Genomic DNA, 20,279 nt, shown 5'->3' on the forward strand with positions numbered 1-20,279 from the left:
TAAAAAACACCATGCTTGCGCGCACCTGAGAATCCCCCGGACTGGTTGTACCTTCAGTTGTTTCACACGCCACCAGCGTGATATGAACTCTTCATTAAAGCCTGTATTCAACCAGGGCTGGTTGAAGGGACATCATAAATAAATTGGATTGTCGGGAATCCAGTCACGCTACATCATCAGCGTAGTTTTCTAAGCGTGTCTTTGATATACGTTTTCATTTTGCTGCTGTTGGCACCGCTCGAAACCCAGTGATCATGCAGCCACATTTCGGATATACGGCCTCCCATCCAGATCATGTCTTGCTCAAACGTCATTACGTTGCCGTCCGGGGCGACGATGACCCATCCCCACTTGCCCTCGGTCGGCACATAGAGCTTGTATCGAACTCCGGTGAGTGTTGTGTCCTTTCCGCTCACCCTGATTGAAAAGTCTTCCGGGCGAATCCATCGGTTCTCCGAACGCTCAAATAAACCAGGTTCTACTTTTTGTAGGAAGGCCTTTACGATGTTTGTCGTCTCTTCATGGGAAAGCAGTGGCTGGCCTTTTTCAAAGTCCTGGCTTAGCCAGATCATGCCGAGTATCTTATGGGTGTCCTGTGTGACAGTGAAGGAGTAATGTTCACCGCCCATTCCATTATTTTCCCCGCTAGATTTTTCATAGCGAAATACCCATGCATTAACACTGTCCTGTTTTACCTCGGTTGTGTCTTTGAGCACATAACCTTCCGGAATCGAAAGTTTCGTCAGTGCCTGATCTAATGCCTTTTGTTGTTCAACTTGAGCTGCACCCTTATTTTGCGTCATTGTTTATCCTAAAAAAACGTATCAAAATTAATGGAAAACTCTGTTTTACGAGAATAGCTTCTTGTCTTTCCACCCACCCCAGCGGTAGTAGGCAATCGAAAACAGGCAGCTAATAAAAAAGCTAAGACCAATTCCTAATGCAACACCTGAATCGCCATACAAGGACGTTGCCCAATAAGCCAAGGGGACGCGTAAAATCCATAGTGAAATGATGTTCAATACCAATATCTGAAACATCGCTCCTGCTCCGCGAACGATGCCATTCAAAATGAAATTCAGGCCTATAAAGGGATAAAAGCAAGCAATGGTTTTTAAGTACGAGGTTCCAAACGAAACGCTATCTTGATCTCGTACGAACAGTTTGACTAAAGGTTCTGCACAGACAAATAGAACGGCGGCGATTGCCGACATAATGGCCAGGTTATAAATCACACCTATTTTAGAAATCTGCGATACGCGGCCCCATTTCTGAGCACCGATATTTTGTGCCGCCATGGCATTCACGGCGGTGCCTAAGGCCATCGCCGGTAATAAAATAATGCTGTCCAGGCGCTGTGCGGCGCCAAATCCAGCTACTGCTGATTCTCCCAGCGAGTTCACCAACGATAAAATAACCGTCATGCCTGCATAAATGACGACCATTTGTATGCCGGATGGTAGGCCTAGCTGCAGGATAGTTTTTGTTTCGATCCACTTCAGAAGCTGGAGTCTGAAGCTGTGTTTTTGAACCGTCCGGACAAATAGAACAGGCTATAGATGAACGCGATGGATTGCGCTAATACAGTGGCATAGGCAGCCCCCGCCACGCCCAGATCAAAGCCGGCAATGAATAACGGATCAAGAACAGTAGCGAGCACGGTCGCTAGCAAAACGAAATACAGCGGTGTTTTGCTGTCTCCAAACGCCCGCAGGGCAGTGCCGATAAAGTTGTATCCGACCAATAAAAAGGTGCCGATAAAACTGATCTGCAGATAAGCTTTTGCCTCGCTCGCGATTGAAGCCGGTGTATTCATCAGCGCAAGCAGAGGCTCTGTAAGCACATACCCAGTGACACTAATGATCAGGGACAGTACGGCCAGAATGATAACGAATGCACTTAAGTAGGAATTGATTCTTTTCTGATCATTCGACCCTTTTAATTGCGCAAAGATGGTCAGGGTGGCATTGTTTATGCCCAGTACAAATGCCAGCACGACAATGATGACAGTCGTTCCGACGGTTACCGCGCCAAAGGCCGCGCTTCCCAGCAGGTTTCCAACCCATAGGCTGTTGATCAACTGCATGGAGGCTTGCAGCAGATTGGCCAATAGGATTGGAAACGAGAATGTTGCAAGCTGCCTGGGGATGGAGCCGGCCGTAAAACTCTTCTTCACAAATACATAGTCCTATACAGAAACCTCTAAGGCTTCTTTATCAGTCAGTTATTTAAACTAAGACTGCTAAGTCAGTAGACGTAATGGCAATGGATTACTTCGGCGCGCTGGGTGCGTTTGTGCACGCTGCTGAAACACGCAGCTTCACCCAGGCCGGGCGCCGACCTGGCATCTCACGCCTGCTTGCGCTACCGCTACCCGACTAGCGGCAAGCTCGCACCCTGGGCGCTACTTGCAAAAGGTCGTCTCTGTCGAACTTTCGCACTCGGCTATTGCCGAGGTGACTCAAGCTTTGCAGGCGATGGCCGAAGCAGGACTGGGAATTGCGCTTTTGCCGGATTTTACGGTGGCTGACGCTATTTCAACTGGCCGGTTGGTCGTCGTGCTTGAAGAATATCAAGGGATTATCCCATCGTCGTTGCGGTCTTCGTATGCAGCATGCTGCTGCGCAGCAGGTAATGACTCAGGAGCTCTGGCAATGCAGTTTGTACTGTCTCCCAGACGACCTCAAGATTAATGTCAAAGTAACCATGAACGATACGGTTGCCCATCCCCCCGCATGCTCCGCCATGGAGTTTCCGGATGCGCTTGAGCGAAATCGGCATAGCCATCCATTACTTTCGTCGCTGCCTCACCAAGAATAATAAGGCTCATGACGACGGCCTGCTGCGTACGTTTGTCCTTAAAGAAATGAACCTTGTCGAGGTCTTCCACGAAGGCACAGGCATCGGTTGCTGCCTGCAACATGTGACCGAGGTAATCGGAAAGGCGGTTGTATGTCAAACCGGCTGGGCCTCTGCTAGAACCTTGGCACGAAATTTTGGCGGCAAGTCGTCAGGTGTTAATAAATCGACTTGGATGCCAAGCAACGTTTCCAGTTCGTCTTGCAGACCGCCCAGATCGAACAACGTTGCGCCGGGCAGCGCATCGACCAACAAATCAAGGTCGCTGCCTTCGCGGTCAGTACCGTGAAGCACTGAACCGAAGACACGCAGGTTGGTCGTACGGTGCCGACTAGCAGCTTCACGCATAGAACTTCGCTTAAGGTTCAACTGGAGTGAGGGGAGCATGTGCATCTTTCATTATGTAAACCTACTATGATAATAAGCAACCGACTACAACGTTTCAAGAACTGTTTGATACGGGCTTGTACCCTTATACACGTCTGAGGACGATTAGGGCGCGGAGAAAAGCACCGCCCCCCTGAAACAACGACCCGCTGAGAGTGATGGTTTTAGCTCATACGGGATGGAGCTAAAACGCCCAACGATAAAAGGCTATGGTTTTAGCTTTAAATAGCGGTCACGCTAAGGCGCAGTCCCATGGCATGCAGCAATTTATGCAGTGTGATCAATGTTGGGTTGCCTTTGTTGGATAGCGCCCAAAATAAGGTTTTTTCACCCAAGTCCGCGCGACGGGCGACTTCGGCTATACCGTATGCCTTGGCAATATGCCGCAACGCCACCAATAGGGCTGCCGGATCGTCCAACTCAATCACTGCTTCTAGGTAGGCAGCGGCTTCGACGGGGTCGCGCATCGCCGCAACGGCTGATACTTCGTAGCTTTTATCACGTGCAGTCATGATTTACCTCGTTCACGCCAACCATTCAGAGACGCCAGAGCGCGGATACGAGCATGGCCTTGTACATCTTTCAAAGCTGCCAACCACTCATCCAGCGGGACCCTACCATCCGTCGTCTGACAAGTTCTTATCGTTACCATAATGGTACCTTATGACGGCGGTGTGACTCTGCCACTAGAGCTTCGGTGTTACGCTATGGCGGCGCATGTGACGGCGATCAGCGCACAGTAAACACTTAAAAAATATGAGTTCCATGAATTCCCCACCCATCAGCTACCGGCAAGTGCTTTACCTGGCCATCCCCATCATTTTGGCCAACTTGACCCAACCGCTGATGTCTGCGGTGGACACGGCCGTTGCCGGCCATCTGCCCGGCGCACAACACCTGGCGGGCGTGGCGTTGGGCAGTCTCCTACTCAATCTCATCTTCTGGGTCTTTGGCTTCTTGCGTATGGGCACCACTGGCGTGGTGGCGCAGTACTTCGGCGCTGGCAAGGCCGACTCCGTATTGTTGACAGTCGCTCGGGGCGTGCTCATTGCCAGCGTCACCGGCTTATTGATTCTGTTATTACAGCGCCCTCTTATTGACAGCGGACTCGCCTTACTTGGCGCTTCACAAGAAGCCTCCGACCAAGCGCGTCTATATGCCAACGGACGGGTATGGTCAGCCCCTCTAGCCCTGATCAACTATGTCATCCTGGGCTGGTTGCTAGGCTGCCAGCGAGTACGCATTGCCCTGGCTATTCAAATACTCATCAATGTTGTCAATTTGCTTACCGTGTTCGGCTTTGTGTACGGACTTGATTGGGGAGTCAGGGGAATCGGCCGAGCCACCGCTGTGGCTGATTTCAGCGGTGCAGCGGTTGGCGCTTGGCTGCTGTGGCGTAGTTACCGATCGCAGATCACAACAATGCGGTGGATAGAGGTTTTCGAGCCCACGGCTTTGCGTCGGCTAATTCTGATCAACAGCCATATCTTTATTCGTACCGCCTGCTTGCTGGCCACCACAACCTGGTTCACGCATCTGGGTGCCAAACAAGGCGATGCCTTGCTTGCCGCCAATGCTATTTTGCTGACCTTCCTGAGTTTCACCTCGTATGGGCTCGATGGCTTCGCGCACGCTGCTGAAACCTTAAGCGGTGCCGCAGTGGGTCAACGCAAACCGGCCCAGCTTGCCCGCGTCATTCGTATTTGTCTGGTGTGGGGCTTGGCGGGCTCGCTGCTCTACATGGTGGTTTACAGCCTGGCAGGAATGAGTCTGATCGGGCTGCTCACCAATCAGCCAGACATCGCTGAGCTGGCGAGTCAATATCTGCTCTGGGCGGTTCTTGCCCCACTGGTGTCCATGCCCGCCTATCTGTACGACGGTGTGTTCATTGGTGCGACACGCACACGGCCGCTTATGCTGATCATGCTGGGATGTTCAGCTGTTTTCTTTACCCTGTCATTGACGCTGCTTCCACTTTGGGGAAATCATGGCCTGTGGTTGGCATTTCTGGCCTTTAACGGCTTGCGCGGTGCCAGCCTCGCGCTGGCGCTAAGGCCGGCTATATATAGGCCTCTTATAATGACGGCGACAAGCAAAAAACGCGCACAAACCTAGAAGTCAAAAGTTAGCCAGACCAAGTTTGCTTAATTAGGACTAGCAAATATACGAAGTCATGGCACAAACTCGTCTGCATCAATCCCTCCAAACCTCTTACGACCTGTAGTCCTGGGCGTAGTACCCTGACCATGCTGGGCAACCTGTGAGGATCGATCTGGCATCGTGTATGATGGCTCGATGTAGGCAATAGACTCAAACATGATAATCATCTCAGGAGAAAATCATTAGAGAGGCAGCACAAGCCACCTCTCTGCAGATGCGTCTAAATCACGATTTACGTGCGATGAAATCCATCACGTCAGCTGCAACCCGCTCAGGCTCAAGAAAAGCAATTCCATGCCCAATATCGGGATAAATCTTGAGTTCGCAGTCAGGAATGAGATCACGCATACGTTCGTGTTGCTCCATCGGACAAATACCACTGCGATCGCCATTCAGAAGCAATACTGGTACTTTCATATTTGGAAGCTGATCAGTAAGATCAGCCAAAGACTGCCATTTCCAGTGACCAATATATGAATGGGTAGCGATTTTCTTGCGTTCTTCCTTTTGCCAAACTTGAAAACGCTCGTTTCCTTTTTTAGGATCGGTTACCCAGCCCGTGCCGATACGTTCGTAGTACTCAGCCATTCCATATTTTTCAATCGCTGTTGCTGGATCTTTTTCTCCCGCAGCCCATGCTTTCTCAAAATCAGCAGGAATCTTAACCAGCGGAGACTGTATGCACGTCAACGTATGGACACGCTCGGGAAACATCAGAGCAAAATTAGCACCGGTAATGCCGCCACTTGAATCACCTACCCAATGGATTTTTTAATATTCAAATGATCCATCAGGCACAGTGCATCACGGGCGTAACGTTGCACTACGGTTACACCATCATCCACCTCAGCGCCTGATAAGGTTGAACCCGGTGCAGGAGCGGTGGAGGCCCCACGACCACGCTGATCCCAGCGCAATACGCGAAATTTTCGCCCCAGATAGGGCACCATTGGCGCATAGAATTTTTTATTCAGCGTTGAGCCATGAAGTAGACCGATTACTTCTGCCTCATCGTCCCATGGGTTAGTGAAATCATCAAACTCGTAGTCGATCTTGACACCATCATCTGTCGTTACTATAGCCATCGTTGTTCCTCCTAGTTGATTTAAAGTGCTTCTAATTTATCTTTAAGCTTGTAATAAGCCGTTCCTGCCTTGAGCAATGGCAAACGCAGGCCCTTGAAAGGGATTGGTTTGAATGCCCCTTCTGACATAGCGCCCAATGAGGTGCTATCCCCAGTAATTCGCCGCGCCAAATACTTACCTAACAAATGCGTGAGCGCCACCCCACGACCACCGAAGCCAACCGCATAAAATACGCGCTTGCCAATAGCACCGATGTGGGGAAAGTTATCACGCGTGATCCCTACTACTCCGGTCCATCGATAACCAATATCGACATCGGCCAGATCAGGAAACACATGAATCATCTCCTCTCGCAGCCGCTGATGATTTTTTGGATGATCCTTATATGCAGGTTCGCCTCGACCACCAAAGAGTAATCGCCCGCCGTCAACGAGACGGTAATAGTTGAGTAGATTCTTGGTATCAGTGACGAGGTGATTCTGGGGAAGAATCTTTGCCCGAAGCTCAGAACTTAACGGCGTCGTTGCGACAACGGCAACGGTAATAGGCAACATACGGCGCTCTATGTCAGATGCAATGGGAAGCCCATCCGTGTAAGCACTCGTGCAGATTAAGGCGTGCTTGGCCCGCACTTCACCATTTGCCGTGATAACCACCACCCCATCAGTCTCCGTAATGACATTATCGACGAGCGTCCCTTCAAAGAAACGCACACCACGTGCCGATAATGCTTCTTTCATACCTTGACAATACTTCAAAGGATGCAATCCGGCGGAACGTGGATCAAAATAGGCGCCAGCGTAAAGGCCACTGCCAATGAGTCTCTCGGTCTCCTCTTTAGAAACAAGCGTTACGGCACGGTCCCCCACCTGCTCATCCAACCATCGAACATCCGCCTTCAAACGCTGCATCGCGCGTGCATGATAGGCCGCTGTCAAATGTCCATATCGGGAAAACTCGCAGTCAATACCAAAAGACTCCACATTTTGTTCCAGACTATCAACGGCCTCATGGATATAGCCGTATAGCTGCTTAGTTGCGGCGTGACCATACTGCGCCGCCATCTCGCTCCACGATAGTTTGTAACGAAGCACTGCCATTCCACCATTCCGACCACTAGCGCCCCAACCAATTCGTCTAGCATCCAACACAATGCAGGACAGACCTAGCCGTAACGCTTCCGCTGCGGCATTCAGACCAGTAAATCCTCCCCCTATCACCACTACATCTGCGGTTTCACTCCCACTTAATGGAGCATGATTATGAGCCGTCAATAGCGTGTCTGCCCACACAGAATTTGCATGCTCTGGCAATGCTACATCGGGCGGATGACCAAATGCATAATTAGGAGCTTGCATTAAGCAGCCCTTATTGTTCTTGATAACAACATAGCTCTGTCTCCACTACTGTAAGATAATTAATCGCATATCGATTCACTTGCATCGATAGTCGATATTATGGCATACTCATTTCACAGCTGCAATCCCATCGGGATTAAGCAATAAAAAATTTAAAAATATTAGGAGACGACTCGTGAATGAAGTCCAACGTATCGTGCACGCGATCAGTTTCGGCATGGCAATCTTGAGCGCGGCGGTCATTGCCGCTATGCCACTTTTAATCGGCTACTCCACAGTCATGCGATATTTTGTGGGTAGCGCACTTTCCATCACTGAAGAGCTATCTAGCTTCTTACTGGTGTCTTGTGTATTTCTTGGTTTGCCATACGCAGCACTGAAAGGTCGGCATATCGCCATTTCAGCCCTGCTATCCATACTGTCTCCGCCACTGCGCAAGCTGATGGTAATAATGACCCACCTGATGACACTGGGCTTTTTAGCGTTGCTTATCAAGCTGACTTTTGATTTTTTCATGCTGGGCTATCAGCTCAACGCACACAGCGAAACGGCATATATTTATGAGCCCCCTTGGCGAGCCGTAATGGTAGTGAGTTCGCTATGGTTGGCGGTTGTCGTTGTGTACCAGCTATGTGAGGAAATTTTCTTTCCTCAACACGTCAGCAACGAATCTTAATCGAGGCCAACCATGTCGACACTAGCAACTACAACTCTGTTGATTCTCATGGCTGGCGGCCTCTGGATGGGAGTCGGCTTAGGTATAGCCGGTCTTATCATTCTGTACTTTTTTGCTGGAGGCACCAACTCCTTTCAAATCGCAACGGTCGCCATTTGGAACATGTTGTACAGCTTCCCGTTGGTCGCATTGCCTCTTTTTATTCTGCTGGGCGAACTACTGGTCCAGTTCGGCTTGAGCGTCCGCGTCTATCGTGCACTAACCCCGCTGTTCGAACGTTTGCCGGGCAAACTCCTGCTGTCCAACGTCGTGCTCTGCTCTCTTTTTGGGGCAACCAGCGGCTCCAGCATGGCAACGGCAGCAACGGTAGGTTCTGCAGCCTATCCAGAACTACGAGCAAAAGGCTACAATCGCACCGCATTACTCGGCAGTCTGGCAGGCTCTGGAACACTAGGTATTCTTATCCCTCCCAGCATACCAATCATTATCTACGCATCGTTAACCAACGTGTCAGTGGGTGCCAGCTTTGTCGCGGCTGTTATTCCCGCCATTATTGCGATTTGCCTTTTCCTGGCATTCGTCGTTCTTCAAGCTAAGTTCCGTCCGGAATACACTCCAGCTGCCGCCGAGGTTATTCCTTTGCGTGAAGCGTTACCTGCGCTAGTGAATCTCTTACCAGTCGTTGCATTGATCGGATGCGTGATGGGTACCATCTACTTTGGTCTAGCCACCGTTACCGAATCTGCTGCGCTTGGTGTTCTTGCGGCGGTCGTCATCGGCATGCTGTATAAAGCCTGCTCGGTCAAGCGCCTCTGTCGTGCCCTGATAGGCACTAGCCTCACCTGCGCTGCGATCGGGTTTGTGATGATGGGGGCCATGATCTTTTCCATGGCGCTTGCCGTTGTTGGCTTACCCCGCGAAATTGTCGAGTTCGTGCAATCGCTCGAATTGTCGCCTTGGGTGCTACTGCTTGCCATCTATGTCTTTTACTTCGTTTTCGGCATGTTCATCGGAGCAACCGAGATGCTGGTTACGACACTTCCCTTTACTTTCCCTCTTATTCTCGCATTAGGACACGATCCAATATGGTTCGCTGTCGTTATCGTTATTTTGTGCGAGATTGGTCAGATCACACCGCCTGCTGGCTTCGTTCTTTTCATATTAAAAGGCATTGCAGGAAAAGACACAACGATGGGTGAACTGGCACGCGGCTCCGTACCTTATGTAATTTTGCTAATGATGGTTCTAGCATTGATCACGGTTTTCCCCCAAATCGCGACCTACTTGCCTAGCGCTATGTAACGCTCATTAATACCAACTATTGTGGATTCCATCAAAGGAAAAAAATGATTGAAATTGGAGTTGATGTCGGCGGAACATTCACCGATATCGTATGCAAGAATGGAAACGAAACCCTACACGTAGCAAAAGTTCCAACAACACGTCCCGAGCCCAGTCAAGGGGTATTGCAGGCGATTGAACCGCTATGTCAGGAATGGGGAATTTCGACACAGCAAATTCAACGTTTTATTCATGGCACAACCGTCGCCACCAACGCTGTACTAGAACAACGTGGTCCCCTTACAGGGCTTATAGCCACCGAAGGATTCAAAGATATTCTTGAGCTGGGCCGACAAATGCGAACTACTGTTTACTCGGTAAGGCTCAAGCCTGAAGTACCGGAGTTTCTCGCCCCAGGCAGATTCCGAGTTGAAGTCCCCGAGCGGGTCTCCGCTCAAGGCGAGATCATTACTCCTATGGACGAAGCAGTGCTCATGCAGGAAGTCGCCACGTTGATCAAAAGCGGGGTGGAGAGTATTGCCGTCTGCTTTCTGTTCTCGTTCTTAAACCCTACCCATGAGCGCCGTGCCGCAAAACTTATCCAAGAAACCTATCCCAACATATACGTATCAATATCCTCTGAGGTAAACCCCACCTTCCGTGAGTATGAACGCACCGTCGTAACGACTCTGGACGCTTACATCAAACCCGTTGTTGATACGTACTTATCAGATCTTGAAGTTGGGTTAGAGCAGCGTGGGGTCAGTTCAAAGCTGCAAATTATGCAGTCACGAGGGGGATTTCTCTAGCGGGCATCGCGCGACAACGTCCTGTTCGGCTATTTCTTTCCGGACCCGCTGGCGGCGTAACAGGCGCACAGCATATGGGGAAACTAGAAAACATAAAAAGTATTATCAGCGTCGACATTGGTGGCACTAGCTCCGACATTGCCTTGATTCGCGAAGGCGAGCCCTTAATCAAGCCTGAAGGCTTGGTTGCTGGCTATAAAGTGCGTGTACCAATGGTAGACGTCAACGCCATCGGAGCAGGTGGGGGTAGTATGGCGTGGATCGACGGAGCAAAAAGCTTGCGCGTAGGCCCCCGATCTGCAGGGTCTGTTCCGGGCCCAGCGTGTTACGACCAACGAGGGACTGAGCCCACCGTTGCGGATGCATCCGTAGTCCTGGGTTATATCAACCCTCAGTACTTTGCGGGTGGTCGATTCAAACTCAAACCTGAACTGGCCCACTCAGCTATTGACGAAAAACTTGCCAAACCTTTAGGTATCTCTGTACGAGAAGCCGCTCTAGGAATACATCGCGTCGTTGCGGCTCAAATGGTAGAGGGGATACGGCTCGTTTCCGTACGTCAAGGCTTCGATCCGCGTGAGTTCACCCTTATGCCATTAGGCGGTAGCGGTGGAATTCACATTTGTGCTTTAGCCGCTGATCTTGGCACATCACAGATTCTTTTGCCCCAGCACCCGGGCGTCTTGTCAGCTCTTGGTATGCTAATGGCTCCGATCGAGCATGAAATGTCAGCCGCATTTCCTACCCCATTAAACCAAACCACATTCAACGACATCCAGAGAGCTATCGCCCAACTAGACGACCAGTGTGCGACGCTCATGGCTCTGGAAACCAAAGATACAAGCCGAGTAATCGTCCAATACTTCGCTGACATCTGCTATATCGGACAATCTCATCATATCGAAATACCCTTTGAGCTTAACGATGACATCACAACACAACTTCAGGAACGATTCGTGCAGGCCTATCAGCGAGTGTTCGGCCATAGTCCCGGCACAGCAGAGAAAATCGTCAATCTCCGTGTAGTACACAGCTTAGCGTCCGAAACCCACGAAGTGTCGTCCAAATCAGAAGACGCTAGCTCGTCCCCCATGCAAGATAAGCGCCTCATTTCGGTGATCGGTCACGATGAACCCGTGATGGCCGACGTGTTTTCCAGACACGAACTTCCAGTCAGAACAACCTTTGAAGGACCGGCCATACTTGAGCAACCCGACTCAACAACGATCGTCTATCCAGGATGGAGCGCCTGCGTTCAAGCGAGCAGAAACATCATTCTTAACAAAATAGATTCGTAACAAGGCACTCTCATGACACAGAAATTCGATCCCGTCACCATAGAAGTTGTACGAAACAAGCTGGAAGGTATCGCTAATGAAATGCAGATGACACTGTTCCATTCCTCCTTCTCGCCCATCGTCCGAGAAGGTCTAGATGCCTCGGCGAGTCTATTTACGACTGATGGAGAAACCCTCGCACAAGCTGTCGCCATTCCTATCCATCTGGCGACCCTAATACCCGTCGTAAAACGAATCATTCAAGAGTTCCCGCCTGAAACAATGCTTGAGGGCGATGTATACATGATGAACGACCCCTATCTTGGCGGAACACATTTACCCGATATTGGTATTGTTATGCCTGTCTTTTGTCAGGGTGAACTTGTGGCATTCAGCGGATCAATGACCCATCATCAAGACATCGGGGGGATGACTGCCGGATCGGTGCCCACCAATGCAACGGAGATATTTCAGGAAGGTCTTCGACTTCCACCTCTAAAGCTTCGCTCAGAGCAGATAATGAATGACAGCATCGTAGAAATCATGCGCTTGAACAGCCGAATACCCGATGTGTTCCTAGGTGATATTCATGCGCAAATTTCAGCATGCACCATCGGTCTACAGCGACTGGGGGATCTATCTAACAAGTACCCCGCCCCATTACTTAAAGCGATGTTCAGCGACTTGCTAGATCGCTCGGAGAAAATGACTCGGGCCGCACTTCTTGCTCTTCCTGAAGGGACCTATAAATACATTGATTACAACGACAACGATGGCATCGAACTAGATAAACGTATCAAAATCGAAGTTGCTGTCACAATCAAAGACGGCCAGTTCCATTGCGACTTTACAGGCTCCAGTCCACAGGTCAAAGGCCCATTCAATGTTGTTCCTTCCGGTTCTATGGCGGCCGCATACTTTGCAAGTCGCGTGATAACAGGACCAGACATCCCAACAAATGGCGGCTGCTTCAGATCAGTGTCCTTGCACTTACCCCCTGGCAGCATCGTCAACCCAGTGTCTCCAGCACCTGTAAATGCCCGTACAGCCACGATCAAACGGGTCACTGGCGCTATTCTCGGTGCCTTGCGTCAGGCCGTGCCAGAAACCATCGGAGCCGATGCTGCTGGAGAAATGCTGCTTCTTTCATTCGGTGGGCGCACAGATGAGGGCAATGCGTTTGTCGTAGGCGAATTAATCGCCGGGGGCAGTGGAGCAGGGCACGACAATGATGGAGTGGACGTAATTGAAACTGACGCGACAAACTGCATGAACTTGCCAGTGGAAGCCCTTGAATCAGATGCTCCTATCCGTGTTCTTCAATCTGCATTGCGGATCGACTCAGGCGGTCCAGGACAATACCGTGGCGGCTTAGGCATTATTCGCGAGTACGAAATACTTGAGGGTGAAATCAGCTTCACGCATCGCGGTGAGCGACATTACTCATCAGCGTCTGGCGCTAATGGCGGACACGCAGGGGCAATGGCCAAAACTGTCATCACCCGTGCAGCAGGTGGCGAAGAGGTTGTGCCTTCTAAACTCGTAACCACTCTATTTAAAGGTGACCGTATTTTGGTCAAAACCGCAGGTGGAGGTGGGTATGGCGCCCCTCAACTCCGTCAGAAAACACAGGTGGAACGAGACATTCATAACGGAAAAGTTAGCCATGACGCCGCCAGTACTCGCTACAAACCGTAACTCGACAACCAGGGTTAAATAACGTAAAACCTACCCCCTGAGGGCGATATCTTCCCTGCCCCGAGAACGAATGGCTCAAGCTCGGCTGGACTCGGTTCGCGAACCGAAATCAGCCGAGAAGTTTCCATGACCAGAGGAGCAAGTTGACGGCGTAACTGGTCTAAGCTCCAGCGCGTTTCAGGAGCCGATATGGATACAACCCCGATAGGTACACCGCTGGCATTTAACACAGCAGCGCTAACATTCATATCACCCTGATAATACTCACCGTTGGCGTACGCATAGCCCACCTCGGCCGCCTCATCGCACAAGTAAAGAAGCTCATTAATGTCGGTGACCGTAGTGTTCGTATAGGAGACACGCTCAGATTCCATTAATATCTCTTTACGCTGCCCAGCGGGAAGACAGGCCAAATAAGCCCTACCGGCCGATGTGCAATACATAGGAAGTGTGCGACCTAAGGGCATGTGAACAGGTGTCAGGCGAGTCGTTGGAAAGCGGCCCACATACACCATATCGCTGCCATCTGGCTCTGAATAGTTGACCGTCTCACCACAAGTTACATTGAGGTCACGTAAAAAGGGATTTGCGCGCGCTAAATCCTGATTAACTAGCAAGTAGCGATATCCGAGAGCTAACGTGGACACTCGCAACGAATAGCGCTTATTAACGGGATGCTTTTGCAGATAGCCAAGCGCCTCCAATGTATAGGTAAAACGTTGCGCTGCACTGCGACTAATGCCCGTAGCCTTAGCGATTTCCGAAAGGTTCATCGTGCGCGTATCTGGACCAAAAGCCAAAAGGATGTCCAGCCCTTTTTCAAGTGACTGGTTGAATAAGCCGCTTTTGCTGTGATCATTACTTTTATTCGTCGACACTTATAATTCACTCATAAAAAAATCGGCATGCTCTTTTTGCATGACCGATGTATGCAGGTACACTCGATAAGCGCACTCTATTTTAGCAAACACCATTAGCTCGTTCCCTGTTGCAACATCCACGCCAATTCTAATAGCGCCAGATCGCTTCCTCGGGGGCCCATAATAGACAATCCAAAAGGAGCGCCATCGACCACCGCGAATGGCATAGTAACCTGGGGCATTCCTGTGATACTCGCAATGCAACTCAGCTCTATCATTTTTGAGCGATACGCTGCCAGCATATCCTCCGGCGAAGTTCGCAACGGCGCAACGTCAGGCGTAGTGGGCAATACAACAACAGTATCATCCCCCACATGCTCCACAATTCGCAGCATATAGTCCAAAATCGTTCTACGGGCTAATCCTGCGTCAGCGTCGGTGATTGTCCCTGCATACGCAATGCGTTTACGCAAGCCTTCCCCTAAGAACGAATCCATCCCGCTAAGCTTAGGTAACAAACTCTCCTTGATTTCCGCAGCCTGAAGCACCTGAAATACTGATGCGAGAGGCTGCAGCCCTCCCTCTGCAGGAACAAGAAGATGTGTCCGCACACTACAAACATAGCGTGATAACGAAGCTACCCACGGTTCTAATACCATTCTGTGGCGGGCAGAGGTCAAGTTAAACGCATCTTCAGCGATCAAAAGATTAGGAAGTTTTTTGATGCCGCCACAAGGCAACAAGACAGAGCCTGTATCACGTAAGATCTGTGCAGTCTTAGCCATAAACCCGACGGTATCCAAACTTGGAGCAAGCGGTGTAACCCCGTTTATAGGGATAGATCCATATGTAGGCCGCATACCAAAGAGCCCGGTAAAAGCAGCTGGGATACGGACTGACCCACCCGTATCGGTACCCAGAGCCAGGTCAACAAGCCCTTGAGCAACCACCGACGCAGATCCACAAGACGACCCGCCTGTGAAACGCTCTGGCGCTAAGGGATTAGCGGGTGCTCCATAATGAGGGTTGTTTCCAGTAGCGCTCCACGCAAACTCGTCAGTTAGCGTTTTTCCACGAAAAACGGCACCTGCATTTAACAGCATAGTCACCACAGCCGCACTCTGGCCTGCCGGACCTTGCCGGCGGGCCCATTCAGGATTACCACACCCTGTGGCCCAGCCTTCGACGTCGATATTGTCTTTTACCGCAAAGGAGTGACCAGAAAGTGAACCACCTTCAGCAGTCGGACAGGTTGACGTCACACCCTCCCCTTAACCGTTACGCAGTTTCATGAGCGCATCTTCGATACGCTTTTGTATTTCTTCAGCTTCACCACCAACTTGCTCTGCACGAGCTCGCCACACTTCAATCGCCGCTTCACTTAACTTATTGCGATCCGACTCGGAGAAATCCGGTGACCGTTCAACCCCATTTTCTGCTGCCCACTCCAGATGCTGCTGCTCTTCTTTACAATCCGTTTTACTGTCGGCAGCCCATTTACTTCTATGCTCATCTGATACGCTCTGAACAATCTCTTGCAAGTCCGCAGGTAAAGCGTTGAACGCACGCTCACTGATGCCTATACCTTGTACTACAGGAACCGGCTGCAGGAGGGAAAAATACTTTGCGTCCTCTGCAAGCGATAAAGTTCGTAGCGCTTCCGGATAGTGAACTATAGCGTCGATCATGCCGGTTTTAAAAGCCAAATAGATATCATTCTGTGGGACAACCGTTCCAACAACATCAACCGCCCGCAGAGAATTAACCTGTTGAGCTTCCCAAACTCGAACCCGTTTTCCTTTTAATGAGTCAAGAGTATTGAATTCTTCCTTGGCAATCACGGTGATATGGCAGCTGGATGTAGGCCACATGCTAGCAACTTTGACGTCCCAGTCGGCGTATAGGTCCTCATAGGCTTCATACACAGTGGGAAGGAGGCTAAGGAACTCATCGCGAGTGTTGAAAACCATCTGTGGCAAAACCAATGGCAGCACTGGCTGGCTACGACCATAATACCCAGCATAAACATAGCTGCTTTCAACCAATCCGTTTTTAAGCGCCCCCAGCATATCGCTTTCCTTAAAGCCCAGAGCGCCCCCTGGATAGACCACTACCTTGAGTCTACCGTCAGTTGCCTCGTTGATCATGTTTGCCCAATCTGTTTCTAACTTGAAAACCTCACGGTCAGCGGTGTGGGCAGTGTAATAACGCCACTCAATGGGCTTTTCCTGCGCAAATGCTAATGCGGGCGCGCTGAGAGCCATCACTCCAAGAAAAAAGCCTGAAATTACATTTCTTTTCATAAAGCGCTTCATTGTCTGCTCCTAGTATTTATCAGTAAGCTTTAAAACTACATTTCTTTATTGCGAAAGCGTGTTAAAACATATTAATCCCTATCGATAGCCGGGTCAATGATATTGATATGCGATACACAAAAAGTTTACCCTTCACATCAAAGACTTATCGAGACACGGTATTTACGCGATTAATAACCCGCCTTAATACTAAGCATCATAAAAACCGAATACTAGGACTTAGCACTTATGGGATCCGTAGCAAGGTACGACTTTCTTATTATTGGCGCTGGTATCATTGGGGCAGGATTAGCCGCTGAAATCTCTCGGCGAAAACCCAATGCAAGGGTATTAGTTATCGAAAAAGAAGCGAGCCCTGCCTCCCATCAAACCGGGCGTAATAGCGGTGTTGTGCATTCAGGGGTTTACTACACCCCTGGCAGCCTCAAGGCGCATTTCTGCCAAGAAGGCATGGCGCAGCTCCAGCACTTATGTCAACAACACACTATCCGCTACGAACAACGAGGAAAGCTGCTGGTCGCCACAACAGATCGAGAAGAAGCCCGTCTAACAGATTTAGAAGAGCGTGCAATAAAAAACGCCGTACCAGCAGAACGTTTGAATGACCAACAACTACGCGCTTCTGAGCCGGCTATTACTGGGCAAGCGGCATTATATATACCCTCTACAGCTATCATTGATTATGCTGGCGTTACCAAAGCATTATTAGCAGAAGTGGAGAATGCAGGCGGTACCGTACAATTCAATGCACCATTCACGACGCTTGAACACGTTGGCTCTGCCTATCGAGTTGTCACACCCGCTGGCACCGTAGAAGCGGGGCAAATTATCGCCTGCACAGGTCTGGCTTCAGATCGAGTTTCCCGTCTACTAGGCATCACTCCAGAGGTTCGCATCATTCCCTTTAGGGGCGAATACTTTGTTCTACCTTCTCGCCTGAACGACGTCGTGCATCGACTCATCTATCCTGTACCGGATCCCACTCTGCCCTTTTTAGGCATACATTTAACCCCGATGGTTGACGGTACCATTACCGTCGGCCCCAACGCCGTTCTAGCACTTGCCAGAGAAAAATATGGCCGTTTCAGTATTGATATGGGAGACGCCTGCTCAGCTCTTAGCTACTCAGGTCTCTGGAAGATGCTAGCTAAACATCCAAACGCCACTTGGAACGAGCTAAAAGGCTCCCTATCCAAACGTGTCTATCTGAAAGCCGTACAAAAATACTGTCCACAAATACAATTGTCTGATCTAAGCACCTATCACAGCGCCAACCGGGCCCAAGCCGTAAGTCCAGATGGCACACTGGTGGACGACTTCCTGATTAAAACCCATGGTGGAATCACAACGATCCTTAATGCACCCTCGCCCGCAGCTACCTGCAGTCTGCCTATCGCTGCTAAAGTTGCCGATGACATACTGTAACCTTTTACCCTATTCATGAGCGAAATGTCATTATGCGCAGGGTCTCCATATTGCTATGCGATCGCGCCTACTCAATTGCCCATCCTCACGATCCAAGGATTACTGTTCAGGATGTCGATATAGGGTTAGCTGTGAAGACGCCTGGTGATGCTAAGCTCCATCACATGGGAAAAAATGTGCATAACTCACCAACACATTTTTGGTACATAAAGACATCAAAGCAGCGTTCGAGCAGACTTTTGTGAGCTATGCTGAAAAACTCAAGCGGGCGAGGGACTTACTTCGCAAATTGCTATCACCCAGAGAGAGTCAGCAACAAAGAATACGAACTCTCTCTTTCGTCAGGACAAAGGCTGCTGCCTTTGCAAAGAGGCATGCCAATTATTCTCGATGGTGGACATTAGTTCAACTGGTGTCAGCAGCTCTTCCGGTGATAACGACCAGACGGTCGTCGCAGAAATCACCGAGTCTTTTGCCTGGTTCTAGCCGATACAATAAAACCGCTCTATGGTTGCTTATTACGCTTGTCTAATTGCTTTAGACGTGGAAGCCAAAAACCTGAACGGCCTATGATAATTATTCGCATTTTACTGATTCAGGCCTTGACCACAGCCACACCAATACACACAGCATGCAGGTAATAGCCAAGCCTGCTGCCCAAAGCGGTGTGTTTGTCCAAAGAAGGATTGCGGCGCAGACAGTCATGCTGCACAGGGCCGTCCATTTGCCCCGACGGCTGACCAGACGCCCTTGCTCCCAGCGCTGCAGCGAAGGACCAAATAAACGGTGGTTAAGTAACCATTGATGAAAACGCGGAGAGCTACGTGCGGCAGCCCAGGCAGAGATCAATACAAAAACTGTCGTTGGCAGCCCCGGCAGAATGGCCCCGATGAAGGCCAGTACCAAGCTGAGCACCGCGACAATCAACCAAAAAGCGCGCACGACTCTGGACTCAGACTGCTTGGCATTGTTCTGTGATGGCGGCGGGAGTGACATTAGCTTGCTGAGGCCTGAAAACGCATGATGAATAATTATAGTCGGTGGAGGCTGTAGCCTAACTGAAGCGTGTGCCACCGGGCAGGCGGCGTAGCAACCCAACAAAAGCCAACGACAGAATAAAAATCAGCACGGCAATCAGGGGAGCCTGCCAAACGATACCCGAGCCTGAACCATACAGGCCGCTTTGTGTGGCTATATCCAGAAAAACAGGGTGCACCAAGTAAACACCGAAGGTTAGCGGCGCGATGACACTTAGGCGTGGCAGGCGACGGGTGTGCAAGAGCAACTGAAATATTGCCAGTGACATCAGCGGCACAGTCACGCTAAAGTTATCGTAAAAATACAGATTCAGCGTCTCGAATGTGGACAATATATTTGTTCCGATCGCCGTCAGGGCTACTGCAGTAATCAGCCACAAGACGGGTGCAGCAAGGCGTAACTGACCGTCGAACAGCATACGGCCTGCCCAGAAGTAACTGATGTAAGGCAGGAACCAGAACAGAAAGAAACCGTAGCCGTGCGAGTTGGCTTCACGGTGCAGGCTCTGCAGTATGGCCAGCGTAAACACCAAAGTCAGGACAGCAAAGCGTTGCCTGCGAGAAGTCCGTCGATAAAGCAGGCGCAACCAAGGGGCCACCAGGTACAGTCCTATCAGCATATAGAGATACCACAGATGATAATAAGGCTCGCCGCTGGTGGCTTTACGTAGCCAGGCCGCTGTATCCATAGCTGTGCCCTGCAGGTGGTACATCAAGGCCCCCACAGCAAGTAGAATACCGTCCAAAATAAGGTAGCTGGCAAAATGCGCCGCGCCCGGCGCAGATAGAATCGTTTGACGCTTTCCTGCTTGTCAGGATTGAGCAGCAATACCCCACTGATCATCACAAAAACCGGCACACACCAGCGGGTGGCAGCATCGTATACATTCGCCCACTGCCAGTCGACCGAGCCATGATCGAGAGCTCTGGTCAGGGGTACGGCGGCGCAATGCAGTAGCACCACCGCCAAGGCTGCCAGCCAGCGTGCTGTGTCTAATTGATCATAGTCGGCGGTAGAAGCAGGCATGGCACACCAAAAAACAAAGGTGTAG

The 20,279-nt window shown here is 50.3% G+C and carries 22 protein-coding genes and 2 pseudogenes; 9 read left to right on the forward strand and 15 right to left on the reverse strand.

The window, feature by feature from the left end; all coding sequences use genetic code 11:
• Positions 1–176: 176 nt before the first annotated feature.
• The 3 genes from L1889_RS12505 to L1889_RS12515 are packed head-to-tail and all read right to left on the reverse strand — an operon-like array spanning position 177 to position 2,176.
• Entirely contained in the window at positions 177–803 is a 627-nt protein-coding gene (locus L1889_RS12505; RefSeq protein WP_238665388.1) for a hypothetical protein, read from the reverse strand.
• A gap of 45 nt (positions 804–848) precedes the next feature.
• Positions 849–1,502, reverse strand: coding sequence for an MATE family efflux transporter (locus L1889_RS12510; RefSeq protein ID WP_308217679.1), 654 nt, complete (start codon positions 1,500–1,502; stop codon positions 849–851).
• Positions 1,499–2,176, reverse strand: a complete 678-nt coding sequence (locus L1889_RS12515) for an MATE family efflux transporter (RefSeq protein ID WP_238665390.1) — start codon at positions 2,174–2,176, stop codon at positions 1,499–1,501. Before L1889_RS12515 ends, L1889_RS12510 begins: the two co-directional genes overlap by 4 nt.
• A gap of 83 nt (positions 2,177–2,259) precedes the next feature.
• Between L1889_RS12515 and L1889_RS18470 the strand changes: the two genes are divergently transcribed.
• Positions 2,260–2,382, forward strand: coding sequence for a hypothetical protein (locus L1889_RS18470; protein WP_257793903.1), 123 nt, complete (start codon positions 2,260–2,262; stop codon positions 2,380–2,382).
• Between the two features lie 95 nt (positions 2,383–2,477).
• A pseudogene (locus L1889_RS12520) lies at positions 2,478–2,528 on the forward strand (hypothetical protein); the annotation flags it as partial.
• Positions 2,529–2,580: 52 nt separating this feature from the next.
• Here L1889_RS12520 and L1889_RS19390 read toward each other — a convergent pair.
• The 4 genes from L1889_RS19390 to L1889_RS12535 form a co-directional block, all read right to left on the reverse strand.
• Positions 2,581–2,787, reverse strand: a complete 207-nt coding sequence (locus L1889_RS19390) for a HepT-like ribonuclease domain-containing protein (protein WP_444329668.1) — start codon at positions 2,785–2,787, stop codon at positions 2,581–2,583.
• The gene (locus L1889_RS12525) at positions 2,696–2,959 is read right to left on the reverse strand and encodes a HepT-like ribonuclease domain-containing protein (RefSeq protein WP_444329669.1); all 264 of its coding nucleotides are present in this window, start codon (positions 2,957–2,959) and stop codon (positions 2,696–2,698) included. The genes L1889_RS19390 and L1889_RS12525 overlap by 92 nt, the downstream gene beginning before the upstream one ends.
• Positions 2,956–3,246, reverse strand: coding sequence for a nucleotidyltransferase family protein (locus L1889_RS12530; protein WP_238665391.1), 291 nt, complete (start codon positions 3,244–3,246; stop codon positions 2,956–2,958). Before L1889_RS12530 ends, L1889_RS12525 begins: the two co-directional genes overlap by 4 nt.
• Before the next feature lie 221 nt (positions 3,247–3,467).
• A complete protein-coding gene (locus tag L1889_RS12535) occupies positions 3,468–3,758 on the reverse strand; it encodes an addiction module antidote protein (protein WP_238665392.1) in 291 nt (96 codons plus the stop codon).
• Between the two features lie 253 nt (positions 3,759–4,011).
• Between L1889_RS12535 and L1889_RS12540 the strand changes: the two genes are divergently transcribed.
• Positions 4,012–5,361: an MATE family efflux transporter gene (locus L1889_RS12540; protein WP_238665393.1), complete on the forward strand. Its 1,350-nt coding sequence runs from the start codon at positions 4,012–4,014 to the stop codon at positions 5,359–5,361.
• A 270-nt stretch (positions 5,362–5,631) separates the two neighbouring features.
• On the opposite strand, the gene L1889_RS12545 is transcribed toward L1889_RS12540, so the two are convergent.
• From L1889_RS12545 to L1889_RS12555, 3 genes are read right to left on the reverse strand one after another with little or no spacing between them, the layout of a single operon-like run.
• The gene (locus L1889_RS12545) at positions 5,632–6,120 is read right to left on the reverse strand and encodes an alpha/beta fold hydrolase (protein ID WP_238665394.1); all 489 of its coding nucleotides are present in this window, start codon (positions 6,118–6,120) and stop codon (positions 5,632–5,634) included.
• A 41-nt stretch (positions 6,121–6,161) separates the two neighbouring features.
• Positions 6,162–6,491: an alpha/beta fold hydrolase gene (locus L1889_RS12550; protein WP_238665395.1), complete on the reverse strand. Its 330-nt coding sequence runs from the start codon at positions 6,489–6,491 to the stop codon at positions 6,162–6,164.
• Positions 6,492–6,511: 20 nt separating this feature from the next.
• The gene (locus L1889_RS12555) at positions 6,512–7,849 is read right to left on the reverse strand and encodes an NAD(P)/FAD-dependent oxidoreductase (protein WP_238665396.1); all 1,338 of its coding nucleotides are present in this window, start codon (positions 7,847–7,849) and stop codon (positions 6,512–6,514) included.
• A gap of 175 nt (positions 7,850–8,024) precedes the next feature.
• On the opposite strand from L1889_RS12555, the gene L1889_RS12560 reads away from it, so the two are divergent.
• The 5 genes from L1889_RS12560 to L1889_RS12580 are packed head-to-tail and all read left to right on the forward strand — an operon-like array spanning position 8,025 to position 13,590.
• Positions 8,025–8,525, forward strand: coding sequence for a TRAP transporter small permease (locus tag L1889_RS12560; RefSeq protein ID WP_238665397.1), 501 nt, complete (start codon positions 8,025–8,027; stop codon positions 8,523–8,525).
• Between the two features lie 12 nt (positions 8,526–8,537).
• On the forward strand, positions 8,538–9,827 hold the full coding sequence (locus L1889_RS12565) for a TRAP transporter large permease (protein ID WP_238665398.1): 1,290 nt from the start codon (positions 8,538–8,540) through the stop codon (positions 9,825–9,827).
• A 44-nt stretch (positions 9,828–9,871) separates the two neighbouring features.
• Complete coding sequence (locus L1889_RS18475) at positions 9,872–10,615, forward strand: hydantoinase/oxoprolinase N-terminal domain-containing protein (RefSeq protein ID WP_257793904.1); 744 nt, start codon at positions 9,872–9,874, stop codon at positions 10,613–10,615.
• Positions 10,616–10,620: 5 nt separating this feature from the next.
• Complete coding sequence (locus L1889_RS18845) at positions 10,621–11,913, forward strand: hydantoinase/oxoprolinase family protein (protein ID WP_308217680.1); 1,293 nt, start codon at positions 10,621–10,623, stop codon at positions 11,911–11,913.
• A 12-nt stretch (positions 11,914–11,925) separates the two neighbouring features.
• A complete protein-coding gene (locus tag L1889_RS12580) occupies positions 11,926–13,590 on the forward strand; it encodes a hydantoinase B/oxoprolinase family protein (RefSeq protein WP_238665399.1) in 1,665 nt (554 codons plus the stop codon).
• Positions 13,591–13,604: 14 nt separating this feature from the next.
• On the opposite strand, the gene L1889_RS18850 is transcribed toward L1889_RS12580, so the two are convergent.
• The 3 genes from L1889_RS18850 to L1889_RS12595 form a co-directional block, all read right to left on the reverse strand.
• Positions 13,605–14,468, reverse strand: coding sequence for an IclR family transcriptional regulator (locus tag L1889_RS18850; RefSeq protein WP_238665400.1), 864 nt, complete (start codon positions 14,466–14,468; stop codon positions 13,605–13,607).
• Positions 14,469–14,563: 95 nt separating this feature from the next.
• Positions 14,564–15,712: an amidase gene (locus L1889_RS12590; RefSeq protein WP_238665401.1), complete on the reverse strand. Its 1,149-nt coding sequence runs from the start codon at positions 15,710–15,712 to the stop codon at positions 14,564–14,566.
• Between the two features lie 9 nt (positions 15,713–15,721).
• Positions 15,722–16,765 (reverse strand): TRAP transporter substrate-binding protein, encoded by a 1,044-nt coding sequence (locus L1889_RS12595; protein WP_238665402.1) that lies wholly within the window; start codon positions 16,763–16,765, stop codon positions 15,722–15,724.
• Positions 16,766–16,993: 228 nt separating this feature from the next.
• Here L1889_RS12595 and lhgD point away from each other — a divergent pair, with 228 nt between their 5' ends.
• Positions 16,994–18,190 carry an L-2-hydroxyglutarate dehydrogenase gene (gene lhgD, locus L1889_RS12600; RefSeq protein WP_238665403.1) on the forward strand — a complete coding sequence of 399 codons (1,197 nt, stop codon included), beginning with the start codon at positions 16,994–16,996 and terminating at the stop codon, positions 18,188–18,190.
• Positions 18,191–18,766: 576 nt separating this feature from the next.
• On the opposite strand, the gene L1889_RS12605 is transcribed toward lhgD, so the two are convergent.
• Both L1889_RS12605 and L1889_RS12610 read right to left on the reverse strand, forming a co-directional pair.
• Positions 18,767–19,186 carry a YbaN family protein gene (locus tag L1889_RS12605; RefSeq protein WP_238665404.1) on the reverse strand — a complete coding sequence of 140 codons (420 nt, stop codon included), beginning with the start codon at positions 19,184–19,186 and terminating at the stop codon, positions 18,767–18,769.
• Between the two features lie 58 nt (positions 19,187–19,244).
• A pseudogene (locus L1889_RS12610) lies at positions 19,245–20,254 on the reverse strand (acyltransferase).
• Positions 20,255–20,279: the final 25 nt, after the last annotated feature.

Origin of the sequence: Paenalcaligenes niemegkensis, assembly GCF_022230885.1 — a bacterium.
In the GTDB taxonomy this organism is placed as follows: domain Bacteria; phylum Pseudomonadota; class Gammaproteobacteria; order Burkholderiales; family Burkholderiaceae_B; genus Paenalcaligenes; species Paenalcaligenes niemegkensis.

Excerpts from the sequence above, each read along its gene's own strand:
- L1889_RS18470 (WP_257793903.1), top strand. The coding sequence starts at position 2,260 with ATGGCAATGGATTACTTCGGCGCGCTGGGTGCGTTTGTGCACGCTGCT.
- L1889_RS12550 (WP_238665395.1), bottom strand. The coding sequence starts at position 6,491 with ATGGCTATAGTAACGACAGATGATGGTGTCAAGATCGACTACGAGTTT.
- L1889_RS12505 (WP_238665388.1), bottom strand. The coding sequence starts at position 803 with ATGACGCAAAATAAGGGTGCAGCTCAAGTTGAACAACAAAAGGCATTA.
- L1889_RS12540 (WP_238665393.1), top strand. The coding sequence starts at position 4,012 with ATGAATTCCCCACCCATCAGCTACCGGCAAGTGCTTTACCTGGCCATC.
- L1889_RS19390 (WP_444329668.1), bottom strand. The coding sequence starts at position 2,787 with ATGGCTATGCCGATTTCGCTCAAGCGCATCCGGAAACTCCATGGCGGA.
- L1889_RS12580 (WP_238665399.1), top strand. The coding sequence starts at position 11,926 with ATGACACAGAAATTCGATCCCGTCACCATAGAAGTTGTACGAAACAAG.
- L1889_RS12530 (WP_238665391.1), bottom strand. The coding sequence starts at position 3,246 with ATGCTCCCCTCACTCCAGTTGAACCTTAAGCGAAGTTCTATGCGTGAA.
- L1889_RS18475 (WP_257793904.1), top strand. The coding sequence starts at position 9,872 with ATGATTGAAATTGGAGTTGATGTCGGCGGAACATTCACCGATATCGTA.
- L1889_RS12545 (WP_238665394.1), bottom strand. The coding sequence starts at position 6,120 with ATGTTTCCCGAGCGTGTCCATACGTTGACGTGCATACAGTCTCCGCTG.
- L1889_RS12595 (WP_238665402.1), bottom strand. The coding sequence starts at position 16,765 with ATGAAGCGCTTTATGAAAAGAAATGTAATTTCAGGCTTTTTTCTTGGA.
- L1889_RS12605 (WP_238665404.1), bottom strand. The coding sequence starts at position 19,186 with ATGTCACTCCCGCCGCCATCACAGAACAATGCCAAGCAGTCTGAGTCC.
- L1889_RS12565 (WP_238665398.1), top strand. The coding sequence starts at position 8,538 with ATGTCGACACTAGCAACTACAACTCTGTTGATTCTCATGGCTGGCGGC.
- L1889_RS12535 (WP_238665392.1), bottom strand. The coding sequence starts at position 3,758 with ATGACTGCACGTGATAAAAGCTACGAAGTATCAGCCGTTGCGGCGATG.
- lhgD (WP_238665403.1), top strand. The coding sequence starts at position 16,994 with ATGGGATCCGTAGCAAGGTACGACTTTCTTATTATTGGCGCTGGTATC.
- L1889_RS12555 (WP_238665396.1), bottom strand. The coding sequence starts at position 7,849 with ATGCAAGCTCCTAATTATGCATTTGGTCATCCGCCCGATGTAGCATTG.